General features: G+C 38.4%; 25 protein-coding genes and 5 pseudogenes. 9 read left to right on the top strand and 21 right to left on the bottom strand.

The window, feature by feature from the left end:
* Positions 1-5 precede the first annotated feature (5 nt).
* On the top strand, positions 6-488 hold the full coding sequence (locus GNP35_RS07495) for a glutathione peroxidase (protein WP_155695523.1): 483 nt from the start codon (positions 6-8) through the stop codon (positions 486-488).
* A gap of 129 nt (positions 489-617) precedes the next feature.
* Here the strand turns inward: GNP35_RS07495 and GNP35_RS07490 are convergent, their stop codons facing one another.
* The 7 genes and pseudogenes from GNP35_RS07490 to GNP35_RS07460 all read right to left on the bottom strand — a co-directional run bounded on the left by GNP35_RS07490 (position 618) and on the right by GNP35_RS07460 (position 9,350).
* Positions 618-2,603: a methyl-accepting chemotaxis protein gene (locus GNP35_RS07490; RefSeq protein WP_155695522.1), complete on the bottom strand. Its 1,986-nt coding sequence runs from the start codon at positions 2,601-2,603 to the stop codon at positions 618-620.
* A 51-nt stretch (positions 2,604-2,654) separates the two neighbouring features.
* Positions 2,655-3,560 (bottom strand): symmetrical bis(5'-nucleosyl)-tetraphosphatase, encoded by a 906-nt coding sequence (locus GNP35_RS07485; RefSeq protein WP_155695521.1) that lies wholly within the window; start codon positions 3,558-3,560, stop codon positions 2,655-2,657.
* Positions 3,561-3,568: 8 nt separating this feature from the next.
* Positions 3,569-3,931, bottom strand: a complete 363-nt coding sequence (apaG, locus tag GNP35_RS07480; RefSeq protein ID WP_155695520.1) for a Co2+/Mg2+ efflux protein ApaG — start codon at positions 3,929-3,931, stop codon at positions 3,569-3,571.
* Positions 3,928-4,789: pseudogene (gene rsmA / locus GNP35_RS07475) on the bottom strand (16S rRNA (adenine(1518)-N(6)/adenine(1519)-N(6))-dimethyltransferase RsmA). The gene apaG and the pseudogene rsmA overlap by 4 nt, the downstream one beginning before the upstream one ends.
* Positions 4,790-5,788, bottom strand: coding sequence for a 4-hydroxythreonine-4-phosphate dehydrogenase PdxA (gene pdxA / locus GNP35_RS07470; protein WP_155695519.1), 999 nt, complete (start codon positions 5,786-5,788; stop codon positions 4,790-4,792).
* Positions 5,788-7,077 carry a peptidylprolyl isomerase SurA gene (gene surA, locus GNP35_RS07465; RefSeq protein WP_230961334.1) on the bottom strand — a complete coding sequence of 430 codons (1,290 nt, stop codon included), beginning with the start codon at positions 7,075-7,077 and terminating at the stop codon, positions 5,788-5,790. The genes pdxA and surA overlap by 1 nt, the downstream gene beginning before the upstream one ends.
* 11 nt (positions 7,078-7,088) lie before the next feature.
* Entirely contained in the window at positions 7,089-9,350 is a 2,262-nt protein-coding gene (locus GNP35_RS07460; RefSeq protein WP_155695517.1) for an LPS-assembly protein LptD, read from the bottom strand.
* 180 nt (positions 9,351-9,530) lie between these two features.
* On the opposite strand from GNP35_RS07460, the gene djlA reads away from it, so the two are divergent.
* Complete coding sequence (gene djlA / locus GNP35_RS07455) at positions 9,531-10,376, top strand: co-chaperone DjlA (RefSeq protein ID WP_330997739.1); 846 nt, start codon at positions 9,531-9,533, stop codon at positions 10,374-10,376.
* Positions 10,377-10,474: 98 nt separating this feature from the next.
* Here the strand turns inward: djlA and GNP35_RS07450 are convergent, their stop codons facing one another.
* Both GNP35_RS07450 and GNP35_RS16030 read right to left on the bottom strand, forming a co-directional pair.
* A complete protein-coding gene (locus GNP35_RS07450; RefSeq protein WP_155695516.1) occupies positions 10,475-11,134 on the bottom strand; it encodes a DUF3530 family protein in 660 nt (219 codons plus the stop codon).
* A pseudogene (locus GNP35_RS16030) lies at positions 11,106-11,324 on the bottom strand (hypothetical protein); the annotation flags it as partial. The pseudogene GNP35_RS16030 and the gene GNP35_RS07450, both read right to left, overlap by 29 nt.
* A gap of 357 nt (positions 11,325-11,681) precedes the next feature.
* On the opposite strand from GNP35_RS16030, the gene hemH reads away from it, so the two are divergent.
* The gene (hemH, locus tag GNP35_RS07435; protein ID WP_155695513.1) at positions 11,682-12,755 is read left to right on the top strand and encodes a ferrochelatase; all 1,074 of its coding nucleotides are present in this window, start codon (positions 11,682-11,684) and stop codon (positions 12,753-12,755) included.
* Between the two features lie 87 nt (positions 12,756-12,842).
* Positions 12,843-14,168 (top strand): Na+/H+ antiporter NhaC family protein, encoded by a 1,326-nt coding sequence (locus GNP35_RS07430; RefSeq protein ID WP_155695512.1) that lies wholly within the window; start codon positions 12,843-12,845, stop codon positions 14,166-14,168.
* A gap of 127 nt (positions 14,169-14,295) precedes the next feature.
* Here the strand turns inward: GNP35_RS07430 and GNP35_RS07425 are convergent, their stop codons facing one another.
* The 6 genes from GNP35_RS07425 to GNP35_RS07400 form a co-directional block, all read right to left on the bottom strand.
* A complete protein-coding gene (locus GNP35_RS07425) occupies positions 14,296-15,489 on the bottom strand; it encodes an amino acid aminotransferase (RefSeq protein WP_155695511.1) in 1,194 nt (397 codons plus the stop codon).
* 145 nt (positions 15,490-15,634) lie between these two features.
* Entirely contained in the window at positions 15,635-16,198 is a 564-nt protein-coding gene (locus GNP35_RS07420) for a histidine kinase (protein WP_155695510.1), read from the bottom strand.
* A 104-nt stretch (positions 16,199-16,302) separates the two neighbouring features.
* Positions 16,303-16,497, bottom strand: a complete 195-nt coding sequence (locus tag GNP35_RS07415; RefSeq protein WP_330997777.1) for an ATP-binding protein — start codon at positions 16,495-16,497, stop codon at positions 16,303-16,305.
* 95 nt (positions 16,498-16,592) lie between these two features.
* On the bottom strand, positions 16,593-17,384 hold the full coding sequence (locus GNP35_RS07410) for a PP2C family protein-serine/threonine phosphatase (protein WP_330997738.1): 792 nt from the start codon (positions 17,382-17,384) through the stop codon (positions 16,593-16,595).
* A 167-nt stretch (positions 17,385-17,551) separates the two neighbouring features.
* Positions 17,552-17,959 carry a response regulator gene (locus GNP35_RS07405; RefSeq protein ID WP_155695507.1) on the bottom strand — a complete coding sequence of 136 codons (408 nt, stop codon included), beginning with the start codon at positions 17,957-17,959 and terminating at the stop codon, positions 17,552-17,554.
* A 9-nt stretch (positions 17,960-17,968) separates the two neighbouring features.
* Positions 17,969-18,274: an STAS domain-containing protein gene (locus tag GNP35_RS07400; protein ID WP_155695506.1), complete on the bottom strand. Its 306-nt coding sequence runs from the start codon at positions 18,272-18,274 to the stop codon at positions 17,969-17,971.
* A gap of 214 nt (positions 18,275-18,488) precedes the next feature.
* Between GNP35_RS07400 and GNP35_RS07395 the strand changes: the two genes are divergently transcribed.
* The 4 genes and pseudogenes from GNP35_RS07395 (at position 18,489) to GNP35_RS07380 (ending at position 20,778) form a co-directional block, all read left to right on the top strand.
* Positions 18,489-18,833 carry an SUI1 family translation initiation factor gene (locus tag GNP35_RS07395; RefSeq protein WP_155695505.1) on the top strand — a complete coding sequence of 115 codons (345 nt, stop codon included), beginning with the start codon at positions 18,489-18,491 and terminating at the stop codon, positions 18,831-18,833.
* A gap of 34 nt (positions 18,834-18,867) precedes the next feature.
* Positions 18,868-19,671, top strand: coding sequence for a response regulator (locus GNP35_RS07390; protein ID WP_155695504.1), 804 nt, complete (start codon positions 18,868-18,870; stop codon positions 19,669-19,671).
* A gap of 24 nt (positions 19,672-19,695) precedes the next feature.
* A pseudogene (locus GNP35_RS07385) lies at positions 19,696-20,086 on the top strand (DUF2391 family protein).
* A 75-nt stretch (positions 20,087-20,161) separates the two neighbouring features.
* Positions 20,162-20,778, top strand: a pseudogene (locus GNP35_RS07380) (FKBP-type peptidyl-prolyl cis-trans isomerase).
* 180 nt (positions 20,779-20,958) lie between these two features.
* Here the strand turns inward: GNP35_RS07380 and GNP35_RS16535 are convergent.
* The 6 genes and pseudogenes from GNP35_RS16535 to GNP35_RS07360 all read right to left on the bottom strand — a co-directional run bounded on the left by GNP35_RS16535 (position 20,959) and on the right by GNP35_RS07360 (position 24,331).
* Entirely contained in the window at positions 20,959-21,312 is a 354-nt protein-coding gene (locus GNP35_RS16535) for a hypothetical protein (protein ID WP_414153687.1), read from the bottom strand.
* Entirely contained in the window at positions 21,261-21,515 is a 255-nt protein-coding gene (locus GNP35_RS15275; RefSeq protein WP_196492455.1) for a hypothetical protein, read from the bottom strand. Before GNP35_RS15275 ends, GNP35_RS16535 begins: the two co-directional genes overlap by 52 nt.
* A 35-nt stretch (positions 21,516-21,550) precedes the next feature.
* A complete protein-coding gene (locus GNP35_RS15270; RefSeq protein ID WP_196492454.1) occupies positions 21,551-22,381 on the bottom strand; it encodes an aminotransferase class V-fold PLP-dependent enzyme in 831 nt (276 codons plus the stop codon).
* 148 nt (positions 22,382-22,529) lie between these two features.
* Positions 22,530-22,987: pseudogene (locus GNP35_RS07370) on the bottom strand (Lrp/AsnC family transcriptional regulator).
* 125 nt (positions 22,988-23,112) lie between these two features.
* A complete protein-coding gene (locus GNP35_RS07365) occupies positions 23,113-23,823 on the bottom strand; it encodes a DUF3379 family protein (RefSeq protein WP_155695503.1) in 711 nt (236 codons plus the stop codon).
* A complete protein-coding gene (locus tag GNP35_RS07360; RefSeq protein ID WP_155695502.1) occupies positions 23,816-24,331 on the bottom strand; it encodes a sigma-70 family RNA polymerase sigma factor in 516 nt (171 codons plus the stop codon). Before GNP35_RS07360 ends, GNP35_RS07365 begins: the two co-directional genes overlap by 8 nt.
* Before the next feature lie 109 nt (positions 24,332-24,440).
* On the opposite strand from GNP35_RS07360, the gene GNP35_RS07355 reads away from it, so the two are divergent.
* Positions 24,441-26,210 carry a lysophospholipid acyltransferase family protein gene (locus GNP35_RS07355; RefSeq protein WP_155695501.1) on the top strand — a complete coding sequence of 590 codons (1,770 nt, stop codon included), beginning with the start codon at positions 24,441-24,443 and terminating at the stop codon, positions 26,208-26,210.
* Positions 26,211-26,215: the final 5 nt, after the last annotated feature.

Here is a 26,215-nt window from a genome sequence, read left to right as displayed (position 1 = left end):
ATCAAATGAGTGAATTTTACGGTTTTTCGGCCACTTCTATTAGTGGGCAAAAAATAGAAATGTCGGATTATAAAGGTAAAGTGGTACTAGTTGTAAACACAGCAAGTAAATGTGGTTTTACTTACCAATACGATGGTTTACAAGAGCTCTACGATGCGTACAAAGATAAAGGTTTAGTTATTCTTGGTTTTCCTTGTAATCAATTTGGTGAGCAAGAGAAGGGAAATAGCACTGAAATTCAAGAGTTTTGTCGTTTAAATCATGGTGTTGATTTTCCATTATTCGAAAAGATAGATGTAAACGGACCAAATGCTCACCCGATTTTTCAGCACCTTAAAGCCAAAAAGAAAGGCGTGCTAGGTACTGAAAGCATTAAATGGAACTTTACTAAGTTCTTGGTTAATAAAGAAGGTGAGGTTGTTGAACGATTTGGCTCAACGACTAAACCAGGAAAGTTAAAAGCTCGAATTGAAGATTTGATTAAATAAACTAGAAACTAGAAACTAGAAACTAGAACGTAAAGCATAAAAAAAACGCCCATCGGGCGTTTTTTTATGCGATTTTAGTAAGCTATTTTAGCAAGCTAAGATAGCTTACTGTCTATCAACCTATCTAAATCACAATCTAAACTGCTCTACAGACTGACGAAGCTCTTCTGCCAACCTAGCAACTTCTTGAGACGATAAGTCTGTTTGTGTTGCGCCTGAAGCTGTCTGTTCGGCAATAGCAACAATAGACTCTAATCGCTCACTGATTTCATTACTAACTTGATTCTGCTCTTGCGCTGCAGACACAATCTGCTCACTCATGTCATTTGCTTGATGCACTGAGTCAGTAATATTATTCAATGCCATAGTGGCTTTCTCAGTTTGAGTTACACAAAGCTCAGCTTGCGTTTTACTGTGATTCATCACACTAACTGCTGACTTAGAACCGCGTTGTAGTTGCTCAATCATATTTTGAATTTCTTGCGTAGACTCTTGCGTTTTACTTGCTAGTGATCTTACTTCATCAGCAACAACCGCAAAGCCTCGGCCTTGCTCACCAGCTCTTGCCGCTTCAATAGCAGCATTTAGTGCAAGTAGGTTAGTTTGTTCAGCGATGCCACGAATTACGTCTAAAATACCGCCGATAGCGGCACTGTGCTCGTTAACTTCATGAATAACACCAGAGGCTTGTTCAATTTCACTCGCTAACCCTAAAATGGTTTGCTTATTGTTGTCCGATATAGTTTTAACTCGCTCTGCGTCTTCATCCGCTTGTTTTATATCGGCTAATGCTTCGTTTGCTCTATCCATTACTGAATAAGATGTACTTGCCATTTCCGTTGTTGCCGTCGCGGCTTGTTCTACCTGTGAGCGCTGCTCATTAATAGCTACCGTAGACTCTTTTACAACCATTGATGTTTCTTCGGACGCGGTAGCAAGCTGGTTAGAGCGGCTTACAATCCCGTGAATGAGGTCTCGTAGACTGTCTATTAACTTGTTACAGTTTTTAGCAAGCTCACCAAATTCATCATTGTTACTTGTATCAAGTTTGACGGTAAGGTCACCTGTAGATACAACATTTAATACTTCATTTACTTCACTAAGTGGACGAGTTACTCGAATAACTGTTTTATAACCAATAAAGAGTGAAAGACATAAAGCAACTAACATCACTATTAAGTTTTTAGATACACCACTACTTACAGACTCTTTTACACTAGAGGTTGTAACGTGCAACTCGTCTTTTATTGTATTACCCAACTTTTTAAGTTGAACAATGCTTTGCTCTGAGAATTGAGTTGTTTTGTTTAACAGTGAATAAGCTTCTTGGCGTTTATCTAACAACGCAATCTTAGTGGCTCCAACTGAGTTATTTGAATTAATTAACTCATTTACCACTTTCACTTGTTCTAATAAAGAGTCAATACCGTCATAGTTTTTACCCTGTGATTCAGACTTTAAAACCGCCACCGCTTCATTTATGTTTTTTTGGAAAAAATCTATTTCTTTACGGATAGTGACAACAGTGGAGCGGTTATTATTTTTGCTAATATCAGTTATTGCAGTAATGATACTTAACATATTTGATTCTATTTTTGTAGCAGCAACCACTGATGGATTGTCACTTGGCAATTCATTAAGATCTGTAAAGTCTAAAATAAAGGTGGCTGCATCGTCTGCAGCATATTCAGTTTCTTCTAATTGCTCGTTTACTTTATCTGCCAGTTCCAATGTGCGTTTTTTTGCAGAAAATAGCTGATAAGCAGAAGAGGTGAATTGCTTGTAGGAAGTTTTAACTTTAGGAATTTGTGAGCCTAACGCGTCGGTTTCCGCCACAATATTAGTTAGGCTCTTAAGCTCTTTATCCATATCAGATACTTGGCTATTAAAGGCTTTAACTGCCTGCTCTACTTCTTCGTAACTATTGGCATAGTAGTCTAGTAAAGTGGTTTTACTCATTGCCATAAACTGTTGCTGCAAGGCAGCACTAGATTCCATGGCCGGAACAGATAAGTTATTTACAGTCTCCGTTGATTTAGAAATATCGTTTAACACTAAAACAGAGTTAATTCCTAAAATAGTAATAGAAAACTGCAGTAATTGAAAATCCTCCAATTACTCTCATTGCAACGGTCAATCTCATAAGTTCTCCTGGGCGGCAGACTGCTAACTTTTTAATATGTAAAAGGTATCGGCCAAATTTTTGTTTTTATTAGTTAAAGCTATAAAAATATAGCAATATTTTTTATAATTATTGATACAAGCTGGCACTTTCACGGTTTCCTGTGTTTGCCAGTTTAATATAGTAAAGTAATTACCCCATACATAACCCGTGTCTAACGGTATTATATTTGGATTAGAAGACCTTCCCATTAACGATGCCCAATGACCAAAAATCCACTTTATTTTACTAAAGCGTTGATTATCAAAATCAAACCAAGGGATTAGCTCAGAATCATTAGGTAAAGAGTCGGGAGAGTCCTTAAAATTCAAGTCTAGTGTACCTTCTTTTGAACAATAACGCATGCGTGTTAAGCCATTAACAGCATAGACCAGTTGTTCATTTTCTAACAAATTTTGTGACCATAAAGCAGGCGTATTTGTATACATGTTAGATAAGAATTTAATGTAAGTTTTAGACTGTAAAATATGCTCTAGTTGTGCTGAATAATAAATGGCATCTTCAGTGCTCCAATTAGGTGGTAAGCCCGCATGGCTCATATAACCTTTGTTGTCTGGCAGTTCCAATAACATAGGTTGATGTCTCAACCAATCACAATACTGGTGTATATCTACGTGGTTTAATAAATCTTCAAGTTTGTCTTTGGGGTTTTTGCTTTTTATTCCATTAGCAACACTGAGGAAGTGTAGATCATGATTACCAAGAACAGTTTGGATTGAGTTATCATTTTGTTTTAGAAACTCTAACGTTGCTAAAGAGTTTTCGCCACGGGCAACTAAGTCACCCGTAAGCCAAAGCGTATCTTTACCTTTGTTAAATTCAATTTCAGCTAACGACTGTTGTAAACCGTCGTAACATCCTTGTAAGTCGCCAATAAAGTAATCAGTCATGAGTTGCTCTAGTGTACGATATTTGGAACAGCCAACCTAAATACACTTATTGGCACCTGTGCAGTTTCTGAGTCTGAAACAAACTCATAAAACCCTTCCATGGTGCCTACTTCTGTTTCTAATATGCAACCACTGGTGTAAGTGTAAGTTTCATTTGGCTCGATTGTTGGTTGTTCACCAACCACGCCAGCACCTTGAACTTCAACTTTTTTACCATTTGCATCGGTAATTAACCAGTAGCGGCTGAGCAACTGAGCTGGAATATCACCGTTATTCGTGATGGCAATGGTATAAGCAAACACAAATCTATTCTGTTTTGCATCACTTTGCTCAGGTATGTCTCTAGTTTGTACAACAACACTTATATTCATTTAGGTTGCGACTCGCTTTTGTTTTTCTCATACCACTGTGCAATAGAAATGTAATCTTCAAGTGATAAGTTCTCCGCGCGAAACCGTCGCATCTATGCCAAGCTCTTGTAATTGCTCAACACTGATTATGTTTTGTAGACTATTTCTCAACGTTTTTCTACGTTGGTTAAATGCTTCTAAACAAACAGTATTTAACATAGCCGGCGATACTTGATTTCGAGCGTCGTGTTCTTTTGGTATTAACCTGATCACTGCTGAATCAACCTTTGGCGGCGGTACAAAAGACGATGGTGGTACATCGGTTACCGGTACTGTTCTGCAATAGTACTGTGTCATTACACTTAAACGGCCAAAAGCTTTCGTATTTGGTGCCGCACACATGCGATTAACAACTTCTTTTTGCAGCATAAAGTGCATGTTTTCAATATTGTCTAAATAATCAAAAAGGTGGAACAATAGCGGTGTTGATATGTTGTAAGGTAAGTTACCAAAAACCTTTAATTTCTTGTCTTCCCTTACAACTTGGTTGAAATCAAATTTTAACGCGTCAGCTTGATAAATGTTTAACTTAGGGCCCATAAAAGGGTGGGTCTTTAATCTTTCAGCTAGATCTTTATCTAGTTCAACAACATTTAGAACATCTGTTAGTTCAGCTACCGGCTCAGTAATCGCACCTAAGCCCGGACCAATTTCTAAAATGTTGTCACCTACTTTAGGCGCTATCGCTCTTACGATACGCTCAATAATATCTTCGTCAGTTAAGAAGTTTTGACCAAAACGCTTTCTTGCTTTGTGACCGTGGTGAATACCTTTTGATGGATCAAAATGTTTTTTCTTCGATGTTTTATGCTTGCTCATTTAGCGTTTTGCCTTGTTTTCAATTGCCATTTTTATGGCGTGTGCGATTGCAACTTCCATGCTTCCTGTATTTGCGGTGCCGGTACCGGCTAAGTCTAAAGCAGTTCCATGATCAACAGACGTTCTGATGTACGGTAATCCTAAGGTAATATTGACGGCGTTTCCAAAACCCTTGTATTTTAGTACAGGTAAGCCTTGGTCGTGGTACATTGCTAAGACTGCGTCCGCACTGTCTAAGTATTTTGGTTGAAATAAAGTGTCTGCTGGAAGGGGCCCAACAAAATCCATACCCTCAGCATTTAATTGAGCTAAAACAGGCTCGATAATCTCTATTTCTTCTTTACCCAAATGACCGCCTTCACCTGCGTGAGGGTTTAATCCACAAACTAAAATTTTAGGCTTGTCTATGCCAAACTTAACTTGTAAGTCTTGGTAAAGGATAGTGGCCACTTTAGTGATCCGCTCAGGAGTGATTGCTTTTGCAACATAAGCTAAAGGAATATGCGTAGTAACTAACGCGACTCGCAAACCTTCTGTCGCTAAAAGCATAACTACATCAGACGTATTTGAGTGATTTGCAAAAAACTCGGTATGTCCACTAAAAGGAACACCTGCTTGGTTTATAATACCCTTGTGAACAGGTCCTGTGCAGATTGCATCAAAGGTGCCTGCCATATTTCCTGCACTAGCTGTTGTTAATGTATCAACAACATAACGTCCATTCTTTTCGTTAAGAACACCAACTTCTGTCGCTTCTGCTAATGCATGATGGATAATAAATAATTCGCCAGGAGTATGCTTTTGAGGCTCGCCTTCGTCTGAAAATTCTTTGAGCTTAATAGGTAAGCCTAATAAAGTGGCTCTGTCTTGCAACATGTCTTTGTCGGCCAGCACAATAATAGTTGCCGGCCAATCTTGTTGGGCAATTTTTAAAACAAGGTCCGGGCCGATACCTGATGGCTCACCCGGAGTTATTGCTATTCTAGGAAAGTTACTCATTAACCAGTAACGACCTCAATATAGGCTTGTTCTCTAATTTCACGTAACCAACTCTCTTGTTCTTCATTGAATTTTCGTTTGAAAATAATTTGATAAGCGCGGTCTTTTTTGCTCTGTTCTGTAGTGTCTGCTTTTCTGACTTCAGTTAGTTGAACAACGTGCCAACCAAATTGAGTTCTGAACGGCGAACTATATTCACCAACGTCCAATTGAGCTAGCATCTCTTTAAATTTAGGCGCATAGATGTCTGGATTAGCCCAACCTAATTCACCTCCTTTAAGAGCAGAGCCAGGGTCTTCAGAGTGTGCTTTTGCTAACTCCGCAAAATCAGCTTCGCCTGCTTTAACATCTTTTACAAAGCCAGAAAGCATGCTTTTTGCTTTTTCTTCACTTAATATAATAGACGGTTCCAACAAAATGTGACGAGCTTTAACCTCTTTAACTTCTACGGTTTCACGTCCCCTAACATCTAAAACTTTAATGACGTGGAAACCAGCACCAGAGCGAAGAGGGCCTACAAGAGAGTCTTTTGGCTGACCTTTTACGTTTTCAGAAAATAGTGATGGCATTTCGTTGATGCTCATGTAACCCCAATCGCCGCCTTCTAAGGCTTTTGCGCCAGAAGAGCTCGCAATGGCAACTTGTTTAAAATCTCCACCGTCATTCAATAAATCTAAAACTTTATTCGCCACATCTCTTCGCGTTTGAATTTCAGTTTGAGTCGCTCCACTATCAACGGCAATAAGAATATGACCAATTTGATACTCTTCTTTGCTTGTTTGTTGTTCGATTACTTTTACTAAAGAAACCACTTCTTGCTCTGAAATATTAACTCTACGTCGAACATTGGCACGAACAACTTCATTTATTGCAATGTCTTCACGTAATTGCTCTCTATAACGCTCGAAGTTTTGCCCTTGAGACTCTAATCCTTTGCGGTACTCATCAACAGAAGCGTTGTTTCTTTCAGCAATACTCTGAAGAACCGAGTCAAGGTGGGCATCGCTTATTTGAATGCCCATTCTGTCTGCCATTTGTAGCTGAATACTTGATAGTACCAACTTATCAATCGCTTGCGCTCTAAGAGCTTTGTCACTAGGTAAACTTTGATTTGCAAGGGCTGCCTTTGCTCTTACGTCATTAATAATCGCTTTGATTTCTCCCTCAAGGATTACATTGTCGTTTACAACAACAGCAACGTTATCTATTCTTTTAATCTCCGCATTAGTCGCAAGGCTGACTAAGCTAGTCAGAGCTACTACTGCGCTAATAAGCGTATTCTTAAACATATTTATTCTCATTATTTTGTAATTAAGTAAGGTCGGCGATAGGCAAAAATACTGTTCGAAAACATTTTCGATATTCTTGATACTGAATCACCACCTAAACCACTTAAAGTGAAATTAATGCTGATGCCATTTTCGTAATCAACATTTGAATTTACGTTAAAATCTGGGTTATTCAAATCCAGTACTACTTGTCTTTGGGCCGAAACTTGAATACTCCAACAACAGGAGCGATATTCAAACCCAATTAAACCATCTAAATCTAAGTTTCTTTCAGAGTCATAATGATAACTAGCCGCTATCGACCAATTATCGTTTAACTTATAGCTGCCAAACAAACCTGATTGATTAATCGTGACGTCGGCTACATCTCTAGCGTATCGTTGATTTATTTGAATGTTTTTATTTTCATCAATCCAATAATCAAGAGCTAAAAAGCCCGTCTCAACTTTGTCATCATCTCTGTTATATAAAAGGCCACCGTCTACTTGCCAATTCTCGGAAAGTTGTCCAAAAACCTCAATTGCTAGCGATGGCTTTGAGTTAACCTTATCTTCATTAGTTCCCGAAAAATCAATTTCCTGGGATAATTTGTGTACTTGTCCTATGCCAAACCTAAATAACTCTTGGTTTTGTTCATTAAATATACTTGTTGAAACCCCAACCGTTACCTGGTCCATCGCATCTATTCTATCAACGCTTGAGTAGCTTTGATCGCGAAAAAGAGCGAAGTAATCCTCTTTTAGCTTTTGCGAGTCGTAAAGACCTATACCTTCTTGGTCTGAGGCTTCAACATAAACGTATTGAAGTTTTGGCTCAAGTGTTTGTCTCACGTTTTGATTAAAAAAGGTCGTTTGTTTTTCAAAGTTTAACCCTGTCAACAGGCGAAACTTAGCGACTCCTCTATCAATAGTATTATTTGAATCACTTGATTTGAACTCTTGATCATATCGAGTTGCTAAGTATGAGAGTGTTGATTCGAATTGGAAGCTTGGTTCATAGTAGCTGTAGCTAACAGCTGGCTCAAAGTGCAGTCGTTCTACGTTATTTTCATCTTTGGCGCTATTTTTAAAATGAGTGTAACTTGAGCGTAAATTGATGCCGATGCCATAATCTGTATCTAACGCTTTCCAGTCTAAGTCTAACTGTACTGGTATTCGATACGAAGGATCATGCTGACCTAGCTCCACCATATCTTGAGTGAATATATTTAATTGAGTGTTTTTGGTGGAGTAACGTAAAAAAGCAAAATTATTCAAATGAGTATCAGCTTGGTGATGATAATCACTGTTAAATTCACTGATATAATTATCATCACTCAGTTCTGTCCATTGAACTTGCAAGTTCCAGTTTTCATTCAATAATGACTCATGCTGAATAAATGCCAAATATCGCTCGTCTAGTTCTGGATGTCGTTGGTCACTATTTAAATATTCCAGCTGTAAAGTATTTTCTGTACTTTCAGACAAGTGACGCAAATTGCTCTCAATTAGCCAGCCTCGCTGAGACATATATGCAGGGGTTAGTGTTAAGTCGTAATTAGGGGCAAGATTAAAATAGATAGGTTGTGAATAATAAGCACCGTATCGACTAGAACTACCAAACTCAGGAAACAGTAATCCACTTTTGCGAACATCGGTCAGTGGGAACGTAATGTATGGAATATACAAAATAGGTACATCACCAATTTTGAATACAGTGTTCCAAGCTTCACCCCAACCTTCCTCTTGTTTTATGTCTATCTCACTTGAAGAGAATAGCCAACTAGGATCATCGCCAGGGCAAGTAGTAAAAGTTGCCAGCTCTAAAGACAGTTCGTTATTGTTTTTTATTGAAAAAGATTGAGCTGAGCCTCGACCGGCGTTAAATCCAAATTGGTAATCGGCGCTTATAAGCTCAAAGTTTTTGTTTTTTTCATCAATAAAAATTGATTCGCCAATAACGGTTGCAGCTTGTGACGACAGTTCAACATTACCTTGGGCCAAAAACTGTCCAGTTTCTTCATCAAAGGTAGCTTGCTCGGCTCGGACAGTTTGTTGTTTTTGAAAAATAATGACGTTGCCATCAAATTGAATTCTCTCGCCACGAATGATGTCGGTGGAGTCACTTTGAACAACAAAGGTATCTTGGGGGATTGTGCCGCCAAATGCGTTGGAGACTGATTTTAAAGCACTTTTTGATTTTAGCGGTTGCTGGCAATAAGGGTCTGCAAAAGCTGGCAAACAAACCAAACCTGTCCATAAAATAAGTGCCTTTTGTGCAGAGTGCTTTTTCAAACTTTAAATAACCTCAACTAACCAATAACCAGAAGCGTGGAACGCATAATTTCGCTGGTTTAAAATAATTTTAATAACTGATGAATTCTATACGATTTTTTTATTGTATACTACGAAACTAGCGGAAATTGAGTGTAATTAATCCGGTTTAAACGTTTCATTAGTTGGAAGTGATTAGTAGTGATAGGAAAAATAGCAGGTGCGTTGTTTGGCTTTTTGTTGGTTCGCCATTTTTTAGGGGCGTTAGCTGGGTTGTGGATAGGCCACTTATTTGACAAAGCTTTACAACGAATGAATGACAAAGGTAACGTTGAAGAATGGTTAATAAGCAATGATGCTAAACAATCAATCTTCTTTTACACAACGTTTTCAGTGATGGGTCATGTTGCAAAAGCCAGCGGCCGTGTAACGCCTGAACATATCAAAACCGCTAATGACTTTATGGCTCAAATGCGCCTAAACGAACAGCAAGTAGCGGAAGCGAAGGATGCATTTCGTGAAGGCAAGTTACTTGGTTTTCCATTAAAGAAAAAAATAAAACAATTTAAGAACCATTTTGGCAATCGCCGAGACTTATGCCAGTTTTTTTTAGAAATCCAAATTCAAACGGCCTACTCAGACTCTATTCTGGAAGCTGACGAATATAACTTGTTAATTAACATTGCTAAGCAACTGGGCTTTAATAAGCGTAATCTGACTCAGTTGATTGCCATGTGGGAAGCAGAAATGCGCTTCCAAAATTATAAACAGCAGCAACAAGAAAAGTACAAACAATATGATCGAAAGAGTTCTTCTTCTCAAGAAGCAAAAGCGCCAAGCTTATTAGACGCCTATGCTGTAATTGGAGTAAGTGACAGAGATTCAGTGAGAGATATCAAAAGGGCATATAAGCGTTTAATGTCTCAAAACCACCCGGATAAACTGGTTGCCAAAGGGTTACCGCCAGAGATGATGGAAGTGGCCAAACAAAAAACTCAAGATATACAGTCTGCTTATGAAATTATCAAAAAGGCTCGTGACTTTTAAGCGAGCTTTAAACCTTCCAGTTCACTCGCTTCCTTTGTTAAATGCTTGCTGGGTGAGTGAGAGCGCCCAACCACCAACTAGCTAACTAATCCAATAACTTACAAACCCACGGCGTTTGTAAAACCGTAAATTTCTTTTATCATTCTTCTCTGTTGGTCTCGGTAGTCAAAAAAGAAAGTGAGTTCACGTTGACGATAATTAGTTTTGAAGTTCTTACGTGCCATTTTCTTTCGCCACTTCTTTATCGCATGTGTCCATTGGTTATGGTTTGCTGAAATAATGTCAAGCACTGGAAACTCAGTTTTAGCCACTTCATCTGCAAAAGCTCGGTTTAAATCTGCTTGTGGCATATAGGCACCAATCATGATTAAACCGTCAGGCTCAGGTATTTTTTGCTCCGCTATTAATCGATTTAACCAAAAGCAGGATTGCCCCTCACAAATCATCAAATAAAAGCCAGGATAAATACTAGTAAATTCAAAACCAGATTCCAAACGTTCACCAATCGCTTTTTGAATTTGCTCACTGAACTCTGCCTCATAAGTAGGACTTAAGTCTTGAAATTGTGCGTATAAAGAGGGGTCAATTGCGGCTTGCTCAACATTACTTGTTATGTTGCCAGTATTTTCCGTTTGCTGGTCGTTTTGAGGTTCAGTTTGTTGTGACGACTCGTCGGAAGTGTTCTGCGCGGCGCCTTGTTGCTCTGATTGATCAGAATTTGCGGCTAGCTCATTTTCTTGCGGGTTTCTCAGATTCATTTACCCAGGCTTGTTTTAGTTCTGGTAACGAAGGCATGGTGAGAACTAATGATGTCCAGCCGTAGTTGTCTAAGTCTTTATAAAGTGCAGTAGTCACGGCCTGCCTAAAAATAGATTGATTGATATCGGGCAATATAAAGGCGATACCTTTGGGAATACCTGTTGTTTCTTCTTTGTGTAAGGCGATAAATTGTTCGTTTTTTTTGTTTTAAGGACTCGAACGTTTTGCTCAGGAATGTAACGTTTTAAGTCTTGGAATAATAATGAAGAAGCACTCAGTTGATTTGTCGTTTGGCTATTAGCCTGATCACCTGGCACAGCTGACTTAACTAAATTACTGTTAAGTAATAAAGTTATCAGCAAAACTGGTTTTATCGCGCTAGAATACATACAACTCTCTGACGTGGTGAGCTACTCTTTAATAAAAATGTATCGGCCTTTAATGTAAATTCTAAACCTGTTTTTAGTAAATCATTTAAAGTAAACGAAAAAGAGAAAGTAAGCGTACTACCTCAAATCGCAAAAATTAGTAAATATAGAGAAAATAATGAAGTTTCAAAATACCCCAAATTTCAGCCATGGACAGCAAGATAAAATAGGCGTGTTGTTAACAAATTTAGGTACGCCAGATGCGCCCACTAAAGAAGCGCTAAAGCCTTATCTAAAAGAGTTTTTGTCGGATCCCCGAGTAGTAGAAATACCGCGACTAATTTGGTGGTGTATTTTAAATGGTGTGATTCTTCCTTTTCGCTCTCGTCGTTCAGCAAAGGCTTACAAAGGCGTTTGGACTGAAGAGGGATCGCCTCTGCTTGTAAATACTCAAAACATAGCCAATAAAGTTGCGGAACATTATTCCGACAAAAGTGATGTGATTGTTGATTTTGCAATGCGCTATGGCAATCCTTCAGTAGAAAGTAAATTGCAGGGCTTGCTGAACCAAGGCGCTCGAAAGGTTATTGTTTTGCCTTTGTATCCTCAGTATTCAGCAACAACAACGGCGTCAACTTTTGATGCGGTTGCAGATGTATTTAAGAAAACCCGTTTTATCCCAGAGCTCCGTTTTGTAAATCATTATACTGATTCGAAGAAGCTGATTATTGCGTTAGCAAATAAGATTAGGAAGTCTTGGGAAGCAAATGGTAAAGCAGACAAACTTATTTTCTCTTATCACGGCATCCCTAACCGATATTGGCACAATGGCGACCCTTATGCTTGCCAGTGTCATAAAACATCTAGGTTGCTAGCGGAAGAGCTTGGACTCGGAGAGGGCGAATACCTAACTTGTTTTCAATCAAGATTTGGTAAAGAAGAGTGGGTTAAACCTTATTTGGATCACACTTTAAAAGCACTTCCATCTGAAGGTATTAAGTCAGTACAAGTCGTTTGTCCAGGCTTCTCAGCAGATTGCCTAGAGACAATAGAAGAAATAGGCGAAGAAAACAGAGATTACTTTTTAGAAGCAGGTGGTGCAAAGTTTGAGTATATAAGTTGCTTAAACGATGAAGCTGAACATATTGATGCTTTATCTGAAATTATAGACAAACAGATGTTGGGCTGGAATGTTGAAGCTGATGTGGAAATGAGAGACAAAAGAGCTGAGGCCCTTAGACAATCAAAATAAACACCATTTAGACGTCTATACGTTTAAATATCCATGTGGTACATTTGCTGCACTTAAATTTAATCTGCATGAAATCAGAGGATCATAATGACTGAAATGCAAAAATCTGGGTGGGCACTTTTGCCACTAGGTCTATTTATTCTCTTGTTTTTGGGAACTGGCATATACCTGCAATCAATTGGCGTAGAGTATGCGTTTTATCAATTACCTGCACCCGTTGCCATTATTCCAGCTCTTTTACTAGCTTTGTATTTAAATAGAGTTCTTCTACCAAGCAGGCCTAATTTAGATGACAGTTTATCTGTCTTAATCAAGGGTATGGGCAATAATAACGTTATTACCATGTGTTTGATTTATCTGTTAGCTGGTGCTTTTGCATCGGTAGCGAAAGAGGCTGGTGGTGTATCAGCTGTAGTAAATCTGGGTATAGGTGTTATTCCTAGTGCTTACTTAGTAGCCGGCCTTTTTATAATTTCAGCTATTATTGCCACTGCGATGGGTACCTCCATGGGCACAATCGGAGCGGTGGCGCCTATTGCATTTGGCGTTATAGAAGTTACTCAAATTGATCCTGCAGTCATGGCTGGTGCTATTGTGGGCGGTGCGATGTTTGGTGATAACTTAAGCTTTATTTCAGATACAACCATTGCCTCAACAAAAACACAGGGTGCTGAATTAAAAGATAAATTCAAAGAAAACCTAATATTCTCCGTGCCCGCTGCGATGTTGGTTTTAGCCATTTATATCTTTTTAGGTGGTGATCCTATAGAGGCAATTAAAACCAACGAACAAACGAGTGCCTTACTTGCCTTACCTTACTTCTTTATTATCGTACTAGCTGTTTTAGGACTTAATGTATTTTTAGTTCTGTTATTAGGTATTTTGCTTTCTGCTTTATCTGGTGTGTTTGTAGGCACTTATGAAATTGCTTCTCTAGGACAAGATATTTACGCAGGTTTTGCAAACATGCAGGAAATATTCTTACTTAGTTTATTAATTGGTGGTTTAAGTGAGCTAATGAAACACCAGGGAGGCTTGGAGTTTTTAGTTAGTAAAATAAATAAAATACTGTCGAAAGCTTCAAACTCGGCGCTGTACTTCAAGAATCAAGTGGCTATTGCTTCGTTAGGCTTAGTGACGAATAGTGCCATTGCAAATAATACGGTCGCAATCATTGTATCGGGTGACTCTGCTAAAAAATTGGCTACACAAGGTGAGATCTCGGCAAAGCGTAGCGCTAGTTTATTAGATATATTCAGTTGTATTACGCAAGGCCTAGTTCCTTATGGAGCACAAGCATTACTGGCAGCAGCATCATTTGGCATTTCACCCATAGATGTCATCACACACGTTTGGTATTGCGTCATATTGTTCTTCGTTAGCGTTACCGTGATGTTTACTAGAAAGTCGTAGAGATTGTTATTTTAACCATAAAAAAAGGAAAGCATGTGCTTTCCTTTTTTTGTGTCAGAGTTAATGTATTACTCTGAATTTTAGACTTTCTGTCAAGCTCACTCAGAGCTATCTGGGTAAGCCTTATTTACTTATTGAGTACAGTAGCCAAAGCCTTCGCTAAATAGTCAGCGTTGCTCTTGTTAACGCCTGCTACGTTAATACGACTTGAGCCAACAATATAAATACTATAATCGTCTTTTAGCGTTTGAATAGCTTCTTTATCAATACCTAAGAAAGAGAACATACCGTTTTGTTTCGCGATAAAGTCAAAATTGCCTGGTACATTATGTTCCTTGAACTTTTCTACAATGTAGCTGCGAAGTCCATTAATTCGAGTACGTTTCTCTTGTAACTCTTCTTCCCATAAAGCGCGAAGCTCAGGGTTAGACAAGATGTTTGCTACAACAGCGGCGCCATGAGCAGGAGGCATTGAATAAATTGCTCGAATAACGTTTAGAGCTACGCTATATGCAATCTCTGTTTGTTCTGCCGTTGCAGTCATAACACTAAACGCACCTACGCGGTCTCTGTATAAACCAAAATTCTTAGAACAAGAAGCACAAACTAATAATTCATCTAACTGATCTGCAAGTAAACGAACACCTGCGGCGTCTTCATCAAGACCTTTACCAAAACCTTGATAAGCAGAATCAATTAAAAACGTGAAACCTTGCTTTTTGGAAATGTCAGCAACAATTTGCCATTGCTCTAACGTTAAATCCATACCGCTTGGGTTATGACAACAAGCATGCAATAAAACAACGTCACCAGCAGGTACGGTATTTAAAGTTGACACCATTTCGTCAAACTTAAGGCCCATGGTATCAAAATCGAAATAAGGGAATTCTTTAGTTTCTAAACCAGCTGCACCAAAAATACTGAAGTGGTTTGCCCAAGTTGGGTTGGTAACCCAAATAGAGGCATTAGGGTTTGAACGTTTAATAAACTCAGCTGCAACACGAAGAGAACCTGTGCCGCCTGGCGTTTGAGCTGTTTTGATGCGGTTGGCTTTAACCGTAGCGTGATCACCAAAAACTAGCGATGTCATTAACTCGTTGTATTGAACATCGCCCGCTAGTCCAAGATAAGACTTTGTAGTTTCAGTCTCTAAACGAATTTGTTCTGCTTTTTTCACAGCACGCATAACTGGTGTATCACCAGTTTCGTTTTTATAAACGCCAACACTTAAATCAACTTTTTTAGGGTTTGTATCGGCTTTGTATTCAGACATTAATCCTAGAATAGGATCTGTTGGTACTGGTTTTAATTGCTCAAACATTAGAATTCTCTTGCAGTTTTGCCTTGTTAGGCGGGTTAGTGCAACGAAAGTAGATTTGACAGTTTAGTACAAACAGCAGCAAGTTTTTGTTGTGTTTGCTCATCAAAGCTATCAGTTGCAAAACATTCTGCGTCTATAATACCAACTATTTTTGATTAGGGCTAGTCTGAACTAAATTATTATTATTGTTATTCTGTAAACAATTGTTGGGTGCTGAAAAAATTGGCCAGCATAACTCTGATTGTACCTTTGGGTCGCAAGTATAATACTCACCGCCATTTGCTCTATATTCACTAACATCATTGATGATCTTGTGGTGCCCAGATAAAGCTACTGTCACGTTATTACTGATTTTGGAGAACTCTTCATTTAACGGGAATTCAGCTCTAGATGGTTTACCAAAATATGAAAGCTTTGTAAGCACTCGCTCTGACGCGCTGTTGTCACGCGCTAAGTAAACACCAAACCAATCGACATTTGTATTGTTATGAACCCAGTCTACAACTGATTGAACTTGTTTTAATACCAGTAATTCATGTTCATGTAATTGAGAGGCCAAATCAAAAGGTGTTTCGTCAAGTTCACCAAACAATGAACAAGTGCCACCTTCGCCTAATAATGGAACTTGATAAGATAGTGTTAGAGAAGGGTTATGCGATGCACACCACAATTCAATCTGTTCTAAATAGCTGTTTTTCTCAAATAACATAACACACCTCAAATACACATAAATACGTTTAGACGTCTAAACGTAGGGAATGCTAGATCAGGTTTAACCTAAAGTAAACAAAAATGTGCTACTTTTTACCTATATTAGTCCTCTAATATGTATTCAATATAAACCTCATTTCCTTTGTCGTTATATTGCACGAGTGATGCTATTTCTTTGAGCAACTTGAGCCCTCGACCAAAGTCATCATTTTCATTATGTGTTTTAAAAGCCATTTGGTGATTAAAGCCATCGCCAGTATCAGTTACTTTTATGGCTATTGTGTTTTTGTCAGGAATATATTCGACTATTAATTCAATAAAATGACTTGTGAGGTTGGCAAGTTTTGACTCTCGTTGATTGTAGTACTGGATAAACCCATCTCTTTTTCGCTTCAGTTTGAATCCATTTTCAATACGCCGTGTTCCAGCGCATTATTGTAAGCTTCTGATAGGATTAGAAATATATTTGACTTGTGCCTAAGCACTCCTTTTATTGAGCAAACAGTTTCGGTTATTTCTGATATAGGGTTTACTCTTTTTAAATAGTCTGCCGAGAGCTTAACGGTCTGTTGTTGCGGCATGATAGAGAACTTCTCAAGTTGTTCGCAGGGCAACTCTGGTACATCGCATTTTAATTCAATGATTGTGATGTCATCGTTTTGAGAACATTGACCTTTGTGTTCTTTCACCGATTGAATTAGCGAATCCATATTCGAGGTAGTACCATTACTTAAAAGAGCATTAAGTTTATCTTCGCCAAATAGTTCTTGGCTGGCATTCTCGAGTTCAATCAAACCATCAGAATATATAAGCAGAGTATCTAGCTTTTTAACGTGATAGATGGACTGAGTATCCTCAAATTCTAAAGTGGGCAAAACTCCTAAGGGCATGTGCATAGACGGTATTGTACTCTTTACGCCTCCATTAGGATGAAGCAGATATAAATCAGGCACACCTCCAGCCCAAACTGATATTTGTGTGGCATTATAATTAAGCTCAACGATTGCTGCAGCGCAAAACATTTCAGTGGGTAATAATTCATAAAGTGTTTTATTAATTTCGGTGGCAATATCGGGTATTGATAATCCTTTTTGCGTCAACGCATAAAATGCTCTTGAAACAGGTAAGGTGCCAATAGATGCCGCTAAACCATGACCCGTAAAGTCGCCCATAAACACATACACACTGCCTCGCGGGCTCAGTGCTGTTAGTACTATGTCACCATTAAATGTCTCTGCTGGAGCTAAATGCGTTTTTATTAGAGTTGAGTTTATATAATTATTCGAAAGTGCCCGTTCGTAAATGTGTTCTATGATTTGGAATTCACGCTCGGTTTGAATTTTGTAATAGTCTAATTTTTTCTTTTGTTGGAAGGTTTTTTACTGAGTTCTCTTGTCCTAGCATGCGCTTCAATTTTGGCTGCCAAAATGACTTGGTCGAACGGTTTGCTGAGAAAGTCATCACCGCCCACTTTCAAGCACTCTTTAAGAGATTTTTGATCATCTAGCGCGGTTAAAAATATAATGGGTAAATAGACATCTTTAGATAGAGCTTTTAACTTTGGTGCGGTTTCAAACCCATCCATAACTGGCATAATTACATCAAGCAAAATAATATCTGGTTGGTGGGTAATAAACTCTTCAATCGCTTCAACACCATTAGCAGCTGTGATAACACTATGGTTATGTAACTCCAACGATTTAGTTAGTATGGTGCGATTAATATTTTGGTCATCAACCACCAATATTTTTAGAGGCATATCAATCCCTCAATCGATATCAAACTTTTTATCAAACCTAGATATTTGCAATATTTTCTTAATTTGAGGTCGGCAGTTTGAAATTTTAAACAACGACACTTTTTCACTCAGTAGTTTTTGCATGTTAAGTAACATACCTAATGCAGAACTATCCATGTATTCGGTTTCTCTAAGGTCAACAATTACCGTGCTCACTTCAGAGCTTACATTTGCATATGCAAGTCTAAAGTCTTGAACTAGGTTGAAGTCAAATTTGCCTTTTACATGAATACTAAAGGTTGTTCCGTCTGCAGAAGTTGACGTGTTTAAGCTCATTATGTCGCCCTTATGATCTGTAATTTAATAAAAATCGGCCGCTTAGATAAAACAAACTATAATACTCATTAAAGGTTTGTAATCTATGCGACTCTTTACGTTATAGACCAAATGTGGGCCTCTGACAAATCTTAACTACTGAGATAAAAGGATTTTTAAATAAAAAAAGGTGTGGTAGATTCCCGAGCCTTTATAAATCTAGAAAAGGTAAGTTATGTCGGACTGGCAAAATCAATTAGGTAACTTAGTTTACTCTACTGAAACGGGCAAAATAGATAAAAAAGAAGCCCCTGCTGAAATTTTAGGGGAAGCCTATTCCGATGGCTTTTTAAGAATTGAACGTCAAACAAAAGGGCGGAAAGGTAAAGGCGTTAGCATTATATCAGGCCTAGCCCTACCACCAGATGAATTTAAAAAGCTAGCGCAAACGGTTAAGAAAAAGTGTGGGAAAGGCGGTGCAGTAAAAGAAGGAACGATAGAAATTCAAGGAGATGATAGAGAACAAATTAAAGCAGTTTTAGAATCCTTAGGCTATAAATGTAAGTTAGCCGGCGGTTAGGGTTTTATATATTCTTATAAAAAGAGAACAATTTATGTCCAACTTATCACCAAGTGATTTATCAATACTGGTAGTAGAACCATCAAGAACACAACAAAAAATTATTGCGAAGGAATTGGCGAAAGAAGAAATTACGCATGTAGACTTTGCTGATGGCGTGCAAGCCGCGTTAGATAAAGTTGCTAATTCTGAACCTGACCTAATAACCAGTGCTATGTACTATGAAGACGGTACTGCGTTAGAATTAGTGCAACAACTAAAAAGTAATGAACGATTTGCCGATATCCCATTTATGTTGGTATCAAGCGAGCATAAAAAAGAACAACTGGAAATATTTAGACAGTCAGGCGTTGTTGCTATTTTACCTAAGCCTTTTACCCCTGAGCATTTAGGCACGGCACTTAATACAACAATTGATCTAATTAGCACAGAAGAAATGGAGCTGTCTTTCTTTGATATCAAGTCAGTGCGTGTATTAGTGGTAGATGATAGTCGAATGGCCAGGAACTTTATCAGTAGGGTTTTGACGAATTTAGGTATTGAAAAAATTACACAAGTAACCGATGGTTCTGAGGCAATTGAAATTTTAGGTCATGAAATGTTTGATTTAGTTGTAACAGATTACAACATGCCTGAAGTAAACGGCGAGGAATTAACTCGTTTTATTCGAACTCAAAGCGGTCAATCTCATATTCCAATTTTAATGGTAAGCTCTGAGGCAAATGATACTCATTTGGCAAACATTGAAAAAGCTGGCGTAAATGCCCTTTGCGACAAGCCGTTTGAATCAGATAATGTAAGAAGAATTCTTTACAACTTACTCGAAGGCGATGATTAGTCGCCCAACTGAACAAGGAGTGTTATGCAGTTAAGTTTTAATGCAGAAGATGCCGGGCAAGTCACCATAGGTGCCTTTGCACTTGCGGTTCCAATATCATTTTCAGAAGAGCTTGGAACCTCGGGGATACGCTGCCAATGATTAACCTGTTACTGGTATTTATCTTATCTATCAGCTTTTAGGGTTGTTTACGTATGGCAGTGTTTTCAAGGCAACATAAGATATCGAGTCCCAGTTCATTTTCCGAATTGTTATCGCCTACCTGCTTGCTGCGTTTGTAGTGTCATTGGTACTTCTCTCTCTTAATAAACTCCCAATCATAGATGAGCCTCTTTTGGCTTTTAAACGTTTAATTTTAATTACTATGCCAGCCTCAATGGGTGCGATAATTGTAGATAGTTTCGACAAAGAATAGCTAGGCCACTTTATAATTAGTGCCACTGTGCTAACATTCCGGTTTTATTTACTACAGCAAAAAAAAGAGAGTTATATGTCTCAGTTTACATCAGTAGAACAACAAGCAAGTTATGGAATCGGTCGTCAAATTGGTGACCAAGTTGCAAGCAACCCATTTGAAGGTTTAGACGCAACTGCTGTAGCACAAGGTGTTATTGATTCTTTAGAAGGTAAAGAGTACGCCGTTGAAGTTGAAGACTTACGTGCAGCATTTGGTGTTATCAATGAGCGCATGCAAGCTGCTCAAGCTGAGCAAGCAAAAGCGGCGTCAGCTGAAGGTCAAAAATTCTTAGATGAAAATGCTCAACGTGAAGGCGTTACAGTAACTGAATCTGGTTTACAGTTTGAAGTAATCACAGAAGGCTCTGGTGAGAAGCCAACGGCAGCAAGCACAGTTAAAACTCATTATCACGGTACATTAATTGACGGTACTGTTTTTGATAGTTCTTATGACCGTGGTGAGCCAGTGGATTCCCTGTAGGCGGCGTTATCAAAGGTTGGACTGAAGCATTACAAATGATGACGGTTGGTTCAAAATGGCGTTTAGCGATCCCTTATGAATTAGCATACGGTGAACAAGGTGCTGGTGGTGCGATTGGTCCTTACCAAACACTAGTCTTTGATGTTGAGCTATTAGAAATCGTAGCTTAATTCAGTTTAATCACTGCGGAACAAAAAAAGAGAGCATATGCTCTCTTTTTTATTATTGAAAATGACTCGTCAGAAATAACATAGACAATGAAAAGTTCTATTTTTGATAGTTATACGATTATGACGCTTGGCTTAAAATTGTTGAATCATATTTTGAATCATCAATGAGTAGGTAGTCACCTAAACGCTCATCAAATCTATATTCGTTTTGCCATTCATTTGCATTTTCAACAACGCGTTTAAGACTGCTAACAACAAAGCGCGCCTCAGCATCTGTATTAGTTGGTGCAACGATATGCGAACCCAGCCAGGTTTGCGTGATAAATTGCCATTGTTCACTTCATTGACAATTTGTTGCGACTGCTGCTTATCTACGTTTAATAGAATATGTCCATAAGTTCCCGCACAACTGCAACCGCCACGAGCTTGGATACCAAACTTATTATCAAGCAACCTAACAATTAGGTTGTGGTGCAGATTAGTTACATAAAAAGAGACAATGCAAAGACGATTTTTAATATTTGGCTCGAGTATATTAACGCCTGGGATATCGCTGATACCGCCATCAAAATTTTCCTCAAGTGTGTTTCTCTTTTCTCAATATTACTAACGCCCATTTCATCCTTTAACTTTATTGCTTGCGCTGCTTTTATTGTTTGCAAAAAGCCGGGTGTTCCACCATCTTCTCTTTTTTCAATGTCTTCATAAAATGCTTGTTCGCCCACGGGTTTGTCCACAAACAGTGCCACCACCGGGTTTATCAGGTGCAATATTATGCCGAGCGTACAGAGCTTTTAAAAACGAGTATTCCGCAAGACCCAGGCCCACCAAGAAACTTATGAGGAGAAAAGTAAATGCCATCCAATTGCTCTTCTGGATCTTCCGGGTGCATATTGATGTCTACGTAAGGTGCGGAACAGGCGTAATCTACAAAACATACTCCGCCATGTTTATGCATAGTTTTAGCTAACAGGCCAACGTTTGTTTTTATACCAGTTACATTACTACAGCCTGTAAATGCGCCAATTTTTAATGGACTTTGTGAATATTGGTTTAATTTATTTTCCAAGTCTTTAATACATGGTTGACCATCAGGTGCTCGCTCTAGAACTTCAACAGTAATGTCTAATGTATTCCAACTCGTTTGATTCGAGTGGTGTTCCATATGTGTAACAAAAACAACAGGCTTTAAGTTTGTTTTGTTTTTGTTAACAAAATGGGTAAACCTTTCGAAAAGCGACGTAGAATTAGAGTATATATTCTTTTGTTTTAAACCCATGAGCCGTTGTAGTTTGATAATGGCGGATGTCGCACCGGCTCCTGTACATATTAGTACGTCATTTTCATCGGCGTTCACGTGTTGTTTAATGGTTGCTCTAGCCTGTTTATAGGCTGCTGTAATTACACGGCCAGTTTCAGTGTTCTCAGTGTGAGGGTTGGCAACATAAGGACCAATTTGTTCTGAAATGTAATGTTCGATTGGCCTATAAAGGCGGCCACTTGCAGTCCAGTCAGTGTAGAGTAAATTATGTGCGTTGAGTTGGCTTTTTAGATTCAAACCTATAGTTTTATCTCTATAGGTAGAAAAATATTCCTCTAACATGAAGGCTCCAGGTGGTTATATTCTGTAAGCTATTATGTTGGAAATTATTGAAATCTTTTTTCTATTTAACAAATAAACAAAAGCCCATTAGAATATTTTTCTTAATGAGCTTGTCAGGGGGTAAATATTTCTTCCGGTTATGGACCTATTAACTATAAGTTAATGGGATTTCCGTAGAATATTTCATTTGCTCCATCGCAAAGCTGGAACTAACATCGCTGAAACCAGCTTGTCTAATTAGCTTTTGATAAAATCATCGTAGGCTTTCATGTCTGGTACTAACACTTTCATCAAGTAATCAGTTTCGCCACTTAACCGATAAAACTCTACAATTTCTGGCGAGCTATTGGCGAACACTTTGACAGACTCTGCCCACTCAGGAGTGTGTTGGTTTGTTTTGAGACTAACAAAGACCGTTAAGCCAACATTGAGCTTTTCTGAATCTAATAAGGCAACTCTTTTCCTAATTACACCATTATTTTCAAGCTGTTGGATACGTCTCCAGCATGGGGTTTGACTTAAACCGATTTGCTCAGAGATCTCGGCCAATGAGAGAGAACCGTCTTCTTGCAGTAAAGAAAGAATGTGGCGATCAAAACTATCCATATTTATACTCCTTATTACTCAATAGTAATTATATCTAACTTGAAGCTGTATCATAGCCAGAAAATTCTATCTTGAATAGGAGGTACGACTTGTTTGAACGCCTACTCACCTTACCAAACCGCCGATTAAGCTTTTTGCCAATTAATTTTGCTAGAAATCCGTTTTTTCCAGTCTTCCGCTGATGACTTTTCCTCGGTAATTACAACCATGTCGGCAAACTTATTTGACAAGCTCGTTCCCACATAACGATTTTGACTTACTGTTGATTGAGAAGACAAGCCGCTATCTTTCGGTACTATAAATACAGTGACATCTTCACCTTTGTCAGACATAACAATGTGTAGGCTACGTGTTCCTTCAAATCGACAAAAACTAACAAACTTGATTGCAGCGATATTATCTACCAGCGTACCTCCAAACTCAGCAAGCTTTGCATTTACTTGCTCTAATGTGTAGTTACTATTTGTTGGAATATGATCAAGCTCCGACTCCATGTGAGAGATCGCATGGCTTATCAACATTGTAGTGTTTTTTAATGGGTACAAAATACTAGTACTAATACCAACTGCAAATATAATAGAAGCGGCAACGGCCCATCGTACGGTGTTTATTTTCGACTTATTATTTTTGCTATTTAAATGTTTATTGAGTAGTACTCTATCTGCGTAGTTTTCTGGTACATCAATCATTAGTGCATTTTTTAGCTTGTCGTCAAAATCCATCATGTCGGCTTTGAATTTGGCTTTTTTAGAGTCTGCTGAGCAAGCGCTTTTAATATCACTGCCTGAATCTTGAGGATCAGCATAAATACGTCTTCGGAAAGTTAAATCATCCATTTTGAGCCCCTTTTTGCATTGAATTAGTATCAAGAATTTCTTTTAATTGGTTTCGTGCACGGAATAGTCGAGTCATCACTGTATTTTTATTGAGCTCAAGGATACTGGCGATTTCTTCACCAGAAAATCCTCCAATAACCTGCAGAATCAAAGGCTCTCTATATTCTTCACTCAATTTAAATATCTGTCTTTGTAATAAGTGATTTTCCATTTCTTGTTCAGTACTGGTACTCGTTAAGTCTGAAACTTCATAATCATCTATATCCACTAGGTCTAATTGCTTTCGCTCAAATCGACGTGCATTTTCCCTTCGCAAAATAGTGATTAACCAAGATTTAGCAGCATTATTGTCTTTTAATGACTCAAGCGAACGCCATGCGCGCAAGAAGGTTTCTTGAACAATGTCATCAACGACATTAGCGTCTCTGCAGAGCCAATAGGCGTATCTATACAGATCTTTGCTATAGGCCCTAACGAGCGTTTCATAAGTAAGGTATTTTGTTTTCATGTAGCAATAGACCTTGTTGTGCTAAAAAAAATTTCCCTTTAGCTGTAATGAAGTGGTTTAATTTAAAAATAAACCTCTTCAGGCAATTAAAAGTAACCAAACAGTCGTTATGAACAGTAATCAATTTGAACCGTCAAACATTAGCTTACATTCACTTTATCCTAACTTGTCTAAGCACTTTTTGTACAAGTATATATTGTCGGTTGGAGACAAGCTGATGGGATTGGATAAGCTCCAAACTATATATGATAACAGCGACTTTAAGGGCTTACCTTACAAAGAATTTGCCGACACTCTGATTTCTGAGTTTAAAACGCCAGTTGTGGGAGTTGATAATCTACAAGCTAATCTACCCAAAATTGGTCCTGTCATTATTGTTGCTAATCATCCATTTGGCTGCATAGAAGGCATTGCGTTGGCCTCGGAAGTTATGAAGATTAGAGGTGATGTTAAGGTTCTTGCCAATAAGGCGTTAGCTATGTTTCGGGAGCTACAAAGCCTTTTTATATTTATCGACCCATTAAAACCCAAAGAACCTACAAATATGAAAGCACTTAAAGATTGCCGTCGGCATTTAAATAGTGATGGGGTGCTGATTCTTTTTCCAAGTGGCAAGGTGTCAGAGTTTGAATCAAGTAAAAAACGGGTCTGCGATGGAGATTGGAATCGCGTAGCTGCTCATTTAGCGCGTTCCTGCGAAGCGAAGGTTGTCCCTGTTTTTTTTGAAGGCACAAACAGCTCACAATTTTTATTGTTAGCGAGAATTTGGTCAAAGCTAAAATTAGTGATGCTGTTCAGGGAGATGATGAACAGAAGGGGCTCGACAATAAATATGAAGGTAGGGAGGGTACTGACACCAGAGATTTTATCTTCGCTTAAAGATGTTGGTGCAATGAATGACTATTTACGAGCTCAGGTTTATGCTTTAGACCCCAAATATCAATACTCATGGCCCGCAGACAAAACGACAAAAATGCTTCCATTAGCTGAGTCGATTGGTAAATCCAAGATTTCGGAAGAACTGCTGCAGTTACCCAAGGAACAAAAACTAGCCAGCTATAAAGGGTTTACAGTTTATTACGGTTACCAACATCAAATTAGTAATATTGTTTTAGAAATTGCAAGAGAGCGTGAACGAGTGTTTCGACTTCACAATGAAGGTTCGGGCAACGCAATGGACACTGATAGTTTTGATGCAACCTATGTTCACCTTTTTATTATACAAGACCAAACCTTGGATCTGATAGGTGCATACAGAATGGGGCAGACTGATATTTTATTAAAAGATGGAAATCTAGAAAACCTTTATCTCAGTAAAATGTTTAGCTTCAAGGCAAACTTTATAAATCAACAAGAGCCATGTTTAGAAATGGGGCGCTCTTTTATCGTGCCAGAGCACCAGAAAAGTTTTTATGGTTTATATTTATTATGGCGAGGCATAGGAGAGTTTGTTGTAAAGCACCCACAATACAGAAGGTTATATGGCACGGTTTCAATTAGTAAACTTTATTCATCAAACAGTGTTGAATACATGAATAGAATACTTACAGAGCCGTCTGGGGAAGTTGAGGCAAATTACCCCTTTAATGTGCCGAACAACCCTGAGTTGGAAGACTTTACCTCTAAACATCGAGAGCATAATGGTGTATTATCCGCCCTCGTTTGCGGTACAGAACTTGACGGTAAGGACATCCCCGTCCTCATGAAACAATACCAGAAGCTCGGCGCTCGATATTACTGCATTGGTATTGACAGAAGTTTTAATGATACTCCAGGAATGTTACTGAGTGTTCATTTACCATCTGCACCGAATAAATCACTCAAGCAATACCTTTCTAATGGACTAGATGGTTACTTAGCTTATAAAAAAGAACATTAAAAAAG

It is taken from the genome of Psychrosphaera haliotis (genome assembly GCF_009728465.1).
Classification (GTDB): Bacteria; Pseudomonadota; Gammaproteobacteria; order Enterobacterales; family Alteromonadaceae; genus Psychrosphaera; species Psychrosphaera haliotis.
This window is presented reverse-complemented; position numbering and strand designations above follow the sequence as displayed.